General features: G+C 44.1%; 8 protein-coding genes and 1 pseudogene. 2 read left to right on the top strand and 7 right to left on the bottom strand.

Going from position 1 to position 8,797, the window contains the following annotated elements:
* Positions 1 to 285: 285 nt before the first annotated feature.
* The gene (locus tag CKO50_RS23470; RefSeq protein ID WP_095730109.1) at positions 286 to 1,230 is read left to right on the top strand and encodes a bile acid:sodium symporter family protein; all 945 of its coding nucleotides are present in this window, start codon (positions 286 to 288) and stop codon (positions 1,228 to 1,230) included.
* Positions 1,231 to 1,239: 9 nt separating this feature from the next.
* Here CKO50_RS23470 and CKO50_RS23465 read toward each other — a convergent pair whose 3' ends face one another.
* Genes CKO50_RS23465 through CKO50_RS23440 form a run of 6 tightly spaced genes read right to left on the bottom strand, consistent with a single transcriptional unit; the run spans position 1,240 to position 6,514 of the window.
* On the bottom strand, positions 1,240 to 1,683 hold the full coding sequence (locus CKO50_RS23465) for a GNAT family N-acetyltransferase (RefSeq protein WP_095730108.1): 444 nt from the start codon (positions 1,681 to 1,683) through the stop codon (positions 1,240 to 1,242).
* The gene (locus CKO50_RS23460) at positions 1,680 to 2,711 is read right to left on the bottom strand and encodes a S66 peptidase family protein (protein ID WP_255231224.1); all 1,032 of its coding nucleotides are present in this window, start codon (positions 2,709 to 2,711) and stop codon (positions 1,680 to 1,682) included. The genes CKO50_RS23465 and CKO50_RS23460 overlap by 4 nt, the downstream gene beginning before the upstream one ends.
* A gap of 20 nt (positions 2,712 to 2,731) precedes the next feature.
* On the bottom strand, positions 2,732 to 4,102 hold the full coding sequence (locus CKO50_RS23455; protein ID WP_176474746.1) for a TrkH family potassium uptake protein: 1,371 nt from the start codon (positions 4,100 to 4,102) through the stop codon (positions 2,732 to 2,734).
* A complete protein-coding gene (locus CKO50_RS23450; protein WP_039494977.1) occupies positions 4,102 to 4,758 on the bottom strand; it encodes a TrkA family potassium uptake protein in 657 nt (218 codons plus the stop codon). Before CKO50_RS23450 ends, CKO50_RS23455 begins: the two co-directional genes overlap by 1 nt.
* 20 nt (positions 4,759 to 4,778) lie before the next feature.
* Complete coding sequence (locus tag CKO50_RS23445; protein ID WP_010605286.1) at positions 4,779 to 5,480, bottom strand: response regulator; 702 nt, start codon at positions 5,478 to 5,480, stop codon at positions 4,779 to 4,781.
* Positions 5,480 to 6,514 carry an ATP-binding protein gene (locus CKO50_RS23440; protein WP_095730106.1) on the bottom strand — a complete coding sequence of 345 codons (1,035 nt, stop codon included), beginning with the start codon at positions 6,512 to 6,514 and terminating at the stop codon, positions 5,480 to 5,482. Before CKO50_RS23440 ends, CKO50_RS23445 begins: the two co-directional genes overlap by 1 nt.
* Before the next feature lie 545 nt (positions 6,515 to 7,059).
* Here CKO50_RS23440 and CKO50_RS23430 point away from each other — a divergent pair.
* Positions 7,060 to 7,514 (top strand): annotated as a pseudogene (locus CKO50_RS23430) (group II intron maturase-specific domain-containing protein); the annotation flags it as partial.
* 79 nt (positions 7,515 to 7,593) lie between these two features.
* Here CKO50_RS23430 and CKO50_RS23425 read toward each other — a convergent pair.
* Positions 7,594 to 8,328 (bottom strand): helix-turn-helix domain-containing protein, encoded by a 735-nt coding sequence (locus CKO50_RS23425; RefSeq protein ID WP_095730104.1) that lies wholly within the window; start codon positions 8,326 to 8,328, stop codon positions 7,594 to 7,596.
* Positions 8,329 to 8,797: the final 469 nt, after the last annotated feature.

Genomic DNA, 8,797 nt, shown 5'->3' with positions numbered 1-8,797 from the left:
CATTGGACACCTCTAGTTGAGTGGTAATGATACCACCTAAAATAGTGTCCGGGTTTATTGAACCACAACAAGCATACCTTCCTTCATTTTTTATTCCTATTTTCTACTTATCATTTTCCTAGTAACGACTATACCTAATTCCCTCAAACGGGCCCAACTATAAAATTAGTAAAATGTAACAAGCTGTTTTACCTAAGATAACCATTAACGCCCATGAGCCAGATCTCTGGAGTTAGGTGTTTGACGAAAATTTCGTTAATATCTAAAGAAAAATAAAGTAAAAATATGATGACAAGAATCGTACAACTATTCCCTCTTTGGGCCATTATTTGCTCAGTAACCGCTTATCTTTTTCCAACTCTATTTAGCGCATTTAAAGGCAGTATTATTCCGTTATTAATGTTGATCATGCTGACAATGGGCTTAACCCTCACTACAAAAGACTTTTTACGCGTGCTCGACAACAAAAAAGCCATTTGCGTTAGTGTGCTACTTCAATTTACAGTGATGCCGAGTGTTGCTTACTTGATTGCAACCACCATGAGCTTAGAAACTGACCTACTAATTGGTATGATTTTAGTGGGCACGGTTGCAGGCGGCACGGCAAGTAACGTTTTGTGTTATCTCGCCAAAGGAGATGTCGCGTTATCGATTTCTATGACCGCGATTAGTACTTTACTCGGCGTATTCTTAACGCCACTACTAACCACATTGATGATAGGCCAGGTGGTTGATATTCAGTTTTCTGATATGTTGACGAGCCTGCTAAAAATTGTGCTACTTCCGGTGGCTGTGGGCGTTACTTTCAATACCTTGCTTGCCAAACCACTGGCGCATTCTGTTATCAAAACAACTCCGATACTGCCGTTACTTTCAATGCTCTCAATCGTTTTTATCATTGCAGTGATCGTTGCTCTTAATCAACCAAAACTTGAAAGCATCGGGCTCGTTATGCTGGTTGCAGTGATCCTGCACAATACTACAGGGCTACTTTTGGGCTATTTCATTCCGAAACGGCTCGGTTTTGACGAGAAGGTATGTCGCACCATGGCCTTTGAGGTGGGTATGCAAAACTCGGGGCTTGCTGTTGCGCTTGCCATGAAGTTTTTTACTCCTGCGGCGGCCGTAGCAGGTACCCTATTTTCTATTTGGCATAATGTCAGCGGCTCAATATTAGCAGGAATATGGCGACGAAGCGCCACTAGCTCATCTGGTAACAATAAAGCCTAATATCAAAGGTTAGGCCTTTTGTAATTGCTTATAAAAGTGAATTTTGCAATCCGATGAGCCGTTGATTTGTTCACATTTTACAATCTGGTAATCGCGGCTTATTAACATCAATAGCATGTTTTTGAATAGGTTTCTCGACTTTACTCTAATGGCGCTATAGCCTTGCGCTTTGCACCAAGTTTCTTGCATCACCAACAACTGCTTGGCAATACCTTTGCCGCGATATTCGGGGATGACCGCGCCTAACCAGCTATAAAACTCGTTGTTTAGTAGTTCGTGGCCCAGCTTATACCCTACAGGCTTGCCTTGAGCGTACGCCACCAGCAATAAATGTTGTTTATCACGCAGTTTGTCTACGACTTCCTTACCCTTTCTTGGCGTGGCAAATTCAGGAATTTGGTTTTCTATCGCAAGAAGGTCATCTATCGAGCCGACTTTATATTCTAGATTCATATTAATGTCTGTGTAATAGAAAAGGTATCGCCAACAGTCACTTCGGCATAAGCGCCGTTAATAAGCGTTAAATTCGGCGCTTGATGGCCTATATCCACATCGTATAGCACGGGGAAATCGCAACCAGTAAAGACTTTTTGCAATGCATCTAGGTGCGTCCAGTCGCTATCTTTTGCTAGCGGTTCTGGATTTCGACCAATCAAAACTCCAGCGACTTTCGAAAACCAACCTCGTAATTTAATACTTTGCAGCGCACGATAGTATGCCGCTGGCGGCATTTCGCCATTTTCAAAATATAAGATAATCGACTCATCAGGGTGCGCCTGTGAAAAAGCGTCCAGATCAAAATATTCCGTACCAGCCAATAACATGTGAATATCCAAACAGCCGCCTAATAATCGACCAGCAAACTGCTGCCGGTTATTGTCATTGGCCAAAATACGCCATTGAGTGGTCGCGGACAAGTTAAATCCAGCATCGGGAAAATCAACAAAATTGAGTGGCTCAGCTTCAAAATGTGTCGAGGGAAACTGCGTAAAAGAGTCATTAGGCGCGCGCCTCAAATGGTTAAAAAGTCCAACCGTTAAAGGGTCTTGTTGATGGGCATTTAATTGCATAAGGTTAGTTGCATGCACGCTTGCCCAGCCTAGTTTGCAAGTCACTGCGCTCAGCAAAGTGCTGACATCAGAGAAACCGATGAGCCATTTTGGCGGAGCATGGGCCAACTTTTCCCAATTAAGTAAAGTCAGTAAATCCATTGCAATTGCACCGCCCCATGGCGGCATAATCGCGTCTATTGTGTCATCGAGTAAGTATCCCATAAACTCATTAGCACGGGTTTTGACATCCGCGCTAACGTAGTTGTGGTTGTCTCGCAGGCATTCACCAACCACGAGTTCAAAACCTTGTTGCGCGAGATAATCCAAAGCGTTGTCTAATCTCGCGTGCATAGCAGCAGGTACGCCCGCTGAGAATGCCGTGATCGCAATTTTACTGCCCGCTTTCAACGGATTGGGATACTTCATCATGATTTCCGTTATTTTTTTGCTTATCCTACCTGAATTTCCGCTTTTGCATACTTTAAATTCTCCCGTTTCGGGCGAGCGATCAAGTATAGAAAGGTTAACGGCCCCAAACGTCCAATCAGCATTAAAAAGATGATTACCGCTTCACCGGGTTCAGACAATGAGCCGGTGATCCCTCGAGACAAGCCAACCGTGCCTAATGCCGACACTGCTTCAAACGTGATATCCGTTAAATTTGCCTGCTCAGTAATCGTTAAAATAAGGGTTGCGAGCATCACGGTAAAAAAGTACACCACGGTGAGACTAAGCGCCTTAAATACCGTTTCAGGCGAGATCTGTCTGTGTCCAATAGCGACTTGATCTCTGCGTCTCAAATAAGCGTAAGTTGCCATTAATAGCACCACCACTGTGGTTATTTTAAGACCACTGGCGGTACTCATAGAGCCGCCCCCTATTATCATTAACCAAATGGTCAACACGGTACTTTCGTCATTCACCAGCGCAAAGTCGATACTGTTAAAGCCCGCTGTACGTGGCGTTACCGCTTGCATCCAGGCGGTGATCACTTGCTCAGACAACGGTAAATTTCCAAGGGTCTCTGGGTTATTTGCTTCAAAAAGCCAAAATAAGCTAAATGCCAGCACATTTAACACCGCTGTTGCTATCAACACTAACTTAGTGGCAGATCCAAACCGGCTCCAACGGCGTCTTTTTACTATATCCATCAACACCACAAATCCAAGTCCGCCAATCACAAATAACCCTGATATCACAAGATTAACGACCCAATCACCACGAAAACTGGTGAGGCTGTCATCATGCAATGCAAATCCCGCATTGTTAAAAGCCGAAATAGTGTAGAAGAAGCTTTGCATTATCGCATCACCAAGCGGTAGCGTTTGATACCAATGGGCAAGCAAAATGGTAAATCCTATAGATTCGATGATCAGTGCATAAACTAACACGCATTTGGCTGTATCAACCAACTGATCAAATCGAGCTATGCCAAAGCTTTCTTTTGCGATAAGTTGTTTACTAATGTCCATTTGCTGCCCTATCCCCCGCAGCACCACAACCGTAATGGTCATAAACCCCAGTCCACCGATTTGAATAAGGCTAGCAATAACGAGATGGCCAAAGGTCGTAAAATCATTTGGCGTACTCAATACGGCAAGTCCTGTCACCGTTACCGCGGAAGTTGCTGTAAATAACGCTTGCATCACTTTGATGTCTTGGGTGTGTGCTATCGGTAGCAACAACAAAATAGTACCTAAAGCTATCAGCCCGCAAAACCCAATAAACAGAACTGCAGGGGGGCTTAACCTCAGCGGCTTTTTGTGGGCTTTGGGCTTGCTATTTGGATAGGGATAATAGTGGGGACTCCATGTTTTCATTACGCCCCCAGTTTTAACGCGATAGAATTTAACGCTTTTAACTGACCGTTGAGGATCACTTTATCATCTTCGTTGATCAAAAATGACTCAGCTGGATTGGTATAACACGCTTTGCCGCGCTGCACTAACACAGCCTTGATTTCGCCCTTTGCACGCTTTAATAGCGTCGCCAAAGACTGTCCGCAGCTTAATTTATTCACGATGACTTCCACCATGTAAAAGCCATGCCCCAACTGCATATATTGATTCACCATAGGGTAATTCAGTGTTTGTGCAACCTTGATCCCCATTTCTTCTTCAGGGTGGATCACGCGTGTTACGCCTAAACGAGATAAAATTGTATGATGCGCTTCTGAGCTGGCTTTAACCCAAATTTGCTCAACGCCCAAGTTCTTTAGCGACAGTACACATAAAATGCTCGCTTCTAGGTTTTCACCAATGGCGACCAGCACCGCTTTGCTTCTCGTAATATCTAGTTGGCGTAATGCCGTTTCATCGGTCGCATCCAAAGAGGTGGCATAATCAATATGCTCAACAACTTGGTTCACCACACGTTCGCGACTATCTACCCCTATCACTTTGTTTCCAAGCCGCTTTAATTCCAAACAAGCCGCAAAACCAAATCGGCCTAAACCAATAACTACAAATTGTGCCATAACAACCTCTATATACTCCGTTATGAGAAATGCTTATTGAGCGGTAAAAGTAAAAACCGATAACCAACCCCGGGCTCAGTTTCTATGATTTTTGGTGTAGCAGCATCGTCACTGAGTTTCTTACGTAACTGGCTGACCACAATCCGTAAATAGTGACTATCTTCCACATGGCTTTCGCCCCAAATTTGCTTTAATAAGGTTTGCTGACTGACTAATTCCTGTGCTCTTTGTGCAAGCATACTAAGTAGTGCAAATTCCTTTTTCGATAGTGCTAATGGTGCGTTATCCATAATGACTTGATGCTTTTGTAAATCTATCATCAACTTGCCGTAGTCAATGGCGAGCAAGCGTTTGTTCGGTACTAAATCTCGTAATAGCACTTTGACGCGCACTATTAGCTCTTTGATGCTAAAAGGCTTCGTCAGGTAGTCGTTTGCGCCGCCCTCAAGCAGTTTAATCTTCTCAGCCTCTTGATCTCGCGCAGTTAAGATCAATACAGGTAACTTGCTGGTTTCTCGGATCTTCTTCAAAATGCTATATCCATCAAAATCTGGTAGCCCGAGATCTAAGATTACTAAGTCTGGCAGCTCACCCTTTAACACCGACATGGCTTCCTTTCCGGTGCTGGCTTCCACATAATTCAGCCCTTCAGCTTTTAATGCTAAGCGGATAAAACGACGGATCTCTTCTTCATCGTCAATCAATAAAATGGTGTGGGTCATCAATGCGCCTCCTCTTTTGGCAAACTAACTTCCATTGTGCAGCCTTGCGTCGTGGGCAAAATGCGAATATCACCGCCATGCGCACGAATAATACCTCTCGCCACACTCAACCCTAAGCCACTGCCACCGTCTTTGCTGGCGCTTTGTCGAAATGAGCTAAAGGCGGTAAAGACTTCTTTTTGCCGAGCAACGGGGATCCCAGGGCCGTTATCCTGAATAAATATCAACAACGCTTGCTGCGTTTCTCCAAAGGAAATCTCAACCCGCTCTCCATCGGGACTAAAGGTGACTGCATTTTCAATTAAGTTAAACAGGGCTTGTTCAATGAGTGCAGCTTGTATCGTGAGAATTGGACTCATATTCTGTGGCATTCTCGAGACGCATGGCGCGCCTAGCCGCAAAATCACGTTATCGATCAAGACATCAATAGACGTAGGTTGCTTCAAAAGCGAAAGCTCATCCCCTTGATGCTGTAACTTGGTGGCTTGCAAAATATTTTCGATATAGCGAAACAAACGGTGGCTTTCTGATCGTGCCGACCCCAACAGCTCATTTTGCTCGTCTTGGTCTAACTTATCACGATAGGTTTCTAGCGTTTCGAGCGCTCCTATCACCGCAGCGAGCGGTGTGCGTAGATCATGAGAAACCGACAACAAGATATTGGAGCGCACATTCGCAACTAAAAGCTGCTGCTTTTGCTCTTTGATATAGCTCGATAAATAGCTGGTAGCTAATGCCACCGTGATAAATACCACTAAATTGACCACGTCCTCGGTGTTATTCATATGAAGCGTGTATCTGGGCTCTGTGATAAAAAAGTTGAACACTAGACTGCTAACAACCGCCACCCCCAGTGCCATCCAACGTTTTGCGATGAGAGAAACAACAACAACCCCCAACTGTAATACCAGCAGTACACTGATCGCCGAATGTAGCAACGAGTCTAAGGCAACGGCAAAGGCGCTGGTTAACAGCAAAACCAGAAAACTAACGAGATACTCATTCTTGGCAATAAATCCATTCTCGGAAAACATAGTGACTCCAACTTGCGCTATGTCTTTATTCTATCCTTGTCGAAATTCCGTTGCCGTATAATTTGCGTAAAATTTACTTAGCTTGAGGTTATTTAGCACAAGAGCCTGTTTATCTCTTAAGTTGGTTTTTGCATGTTGATGATAAAAAGGCTAAGCGCATATCTGATAAAGCCATTGTGATACGCTGGCACAAGCTGTTTAAAAGCAACTGGATAACTTAGAAGCTCATTGAAGAATGGCCGAGAGCAAGTTACAGCGCACTAATTGTAAAACACTCAAAAAACGACGGCGCACAAACCTAGCAAATTGTGAACGTTTGCTGGCTGGACCAAATAAAGGCTTTAGCAATAACGCCTCAAGCTGCGCTAACCGTAGCCTCTCCCATGCCGTGCGCGATAAGCTGATTTTGACGTCGAGAAATACGTAAACGCCAATAACTAGCTTTTTTAGAAGCACTTTTGATATGAGTGATGAACACTTGTTTGTAATTCTAAGTCGAAACTGCCGTAACTATGGTGAATAGATAACTTTGGGTGTCTGTATTGTTCTTACTCGGTTCCTTTAAACGTGGAGTAATCAAATGGCATTACAAAATCCTGCATAAATTTAAGCGACAGATACGCATTTTAACTAACCGCAATTGGGGCGTGAGCATGCAATATCAGTTGTTTAAATTAAGCCAATATCTAAGCGAATGGATCAATTATTTTGGTATTGCAAACGCATACCAGCAATGTGTTGACCTAGACCAATGGATAAGGCGCAGGATCAGGATGTGTTACTGGCGACAATGGAGAAAACCGAGAACTAAAGTGAGAAACCTGATGAAGCGTGGAGTTCATGTGTAAGCAGCCGTTGCCTGTGGCATCACAAGTAAAGGGCCTTGGCGCAGTTCCAAAACACCCGGTATTCAACAAGCCTTAAGCTTAAATTATCTGAAAACGAGGGACTATATTCACTCAGAGACGGATGGATAAAAGTGCATTACCCAAACGGGTAATCTGTTAGATGAAACGCCCTTTGCGGACCCGCATGCAGGGTGTTGTGGGGCTGAGGGCTAGATACCCTCGGCTACCCGATTAGCCATTATTTTGGTGAGTTAACTTGTTGGTTAAAGCTGTAGCTTTCTTTGAATAATTATACCCAGATAAAAAGCAAAGAACACTACCCACTATAAATGTCCCACCTACTACCCAAGTATTTGGACTAATTGATGCACCGGTAATGATATTTACAAGTATCCCTCCTAGCATACCTGCGAATAAGCAACCAAATGAGAACCATTTATTTTCGCCGCTACGATATTCTTCTAGCCGATCGAAGTTTGTAGTGGAAATCAAGCGTACTTGAAGCTCATCTTTCGACGGCAGGGCTACCGGTGCTGTAATGTCACTACTTGTCTTTTGCAAATCTGCAATAGCTGACTGCATATCGGATATAGCCGATGCAAGTTCGCCGTTATCGCCTCCGTTTGTGCTAATCCTATCACTTATGGAGTTAATTGAATTCCGTAGATCAAGTATCTGAGTATTAAACTCTTTTGTTAGGTCGCTACTAGAAATGCCTCGTTCGTTAACCAGTGGAGTAGGCTCAGAGGCAGATTGTTGTATAGATGCACCTTTTAATTGTGCAGATTCAGCTTCGTTAAGCTTTAACGCCTCAACTATTCGCTCAATTTCTTGAGGTGTCGGTACAGTCCTGCCACTTTCAAAGTTACTTATAATAGGTTGGTGTGTATCAAGCAACTTCGCGAGTTCGATCTGGGTTATCCCAGAGCTCCGTCTATATTTCTTTAGTACTTCTGCAAAGTTCATATATTTCCTTATTCACTCGGAACTCGAATTGGGTGGCTAACGCCTCAAACAGCGGCGCGCGTTAGCGCATCCAGCCCCGCAGGGGCGATGCTGCCTTGACTTGTGTACGCCCGACATGGGCATTAACTAATGAGGTGAAAGTCCTCTGTAGAAAGATCACCGTTTAAATAACTGATTGTTATTAAACGATAACTACTAGCGAATGGCAAGTGCAAATCCGCGAGGGCCAGTATGGAGGAAGCCGCTAGCAAAATTGCGAGCTGATGAACAAAAACATCATACTAGGCGTAGGCCGCTTAAGTCGCTGACACCCACCACCGCTTAAGTCGCTGACACCCACCACTAACTTGCACCTTCCTAAGATCCCGCCCACCGCTTAAGTCGCTGACACCCACCACTAACTTGCACCTTCCTAAGATCCCGCCTAAGCTTTAATTCTGCACTCAAAGGATTGGGGAAACCAAACGAT

This window comes from Pseudoalteromonas sp. HM-SA03, assembly GCF_002289345.1.
Lineage (GTDB): Bacteria > Pseudomonadota > Gammaproteobacteria > Enterobacterales > Alteromonadaceae > Pseudoalteromonas.
The sequence above is the reverse complement of the archived record's forward strand: the minus strand, read 5'-3'. Positions and strand labels throughout refer to the sequence as shown.

Bases quoted from the DNA above. Each gene is read 5' to 3' on its own strand.
- CKO50_RS23470 (WP_095730109.1), top strand. From the start codon at position 286: ATGATGACAAGAATCGTACAACTATTCCCTCTTTGGGCCATTATTTGC.
- CKO50_RS23465 (WP_095730108.1), bottom strand. From the start codon at position 1,683: ATGAATCTAGAATATAAAGTCGGCTCGATAGATGACCTTCTTGCGATA.
- CKO50_RS23460 (WP_255231224.1), bottom strand. From the start codon at position 2,711: ATGATGAAGTATCCCAATCCGTTGAAAGCGGGCAGTAAAATTGCGATC.
- CKO50_RS23455 (WP_176474746.1), bottom strand. From the start codon at position 4,102: ATGAAAACATGGAGTCCCCACTATTATCCCTATCCAAATAGCAAGCCC.
- CKO50_RS23450 (WP_039494977.1), bottom strand. From the start codon at position 4,758: ATGGCACAATTTGTAGTTATTGGTTTAGGCCGATTTGGTTTTGCGGCT.
- CKO50_RS23445 (WP_010605286.1), bottom strand. From the start codon at position 5,480: ATGACCCACACCATTTTATTGATTGACGATGAAGAAGAGATCCGTCGT.
- CKO50_RS23440 (WP_095730106.1), bottom strand. From the start codon at position 6,514: ATGTTTTCCGAGAATGGATTTATTGCCAAGAATGAGTATCTCGTTAGT.
- CKO50_RS23425 (WP_095730104.1), bottom strand. From the start codon at position 8,328: ATGAACTTTGCAGAAGTACTAAAGAAATATAGACGGAGCTCTGGGATA.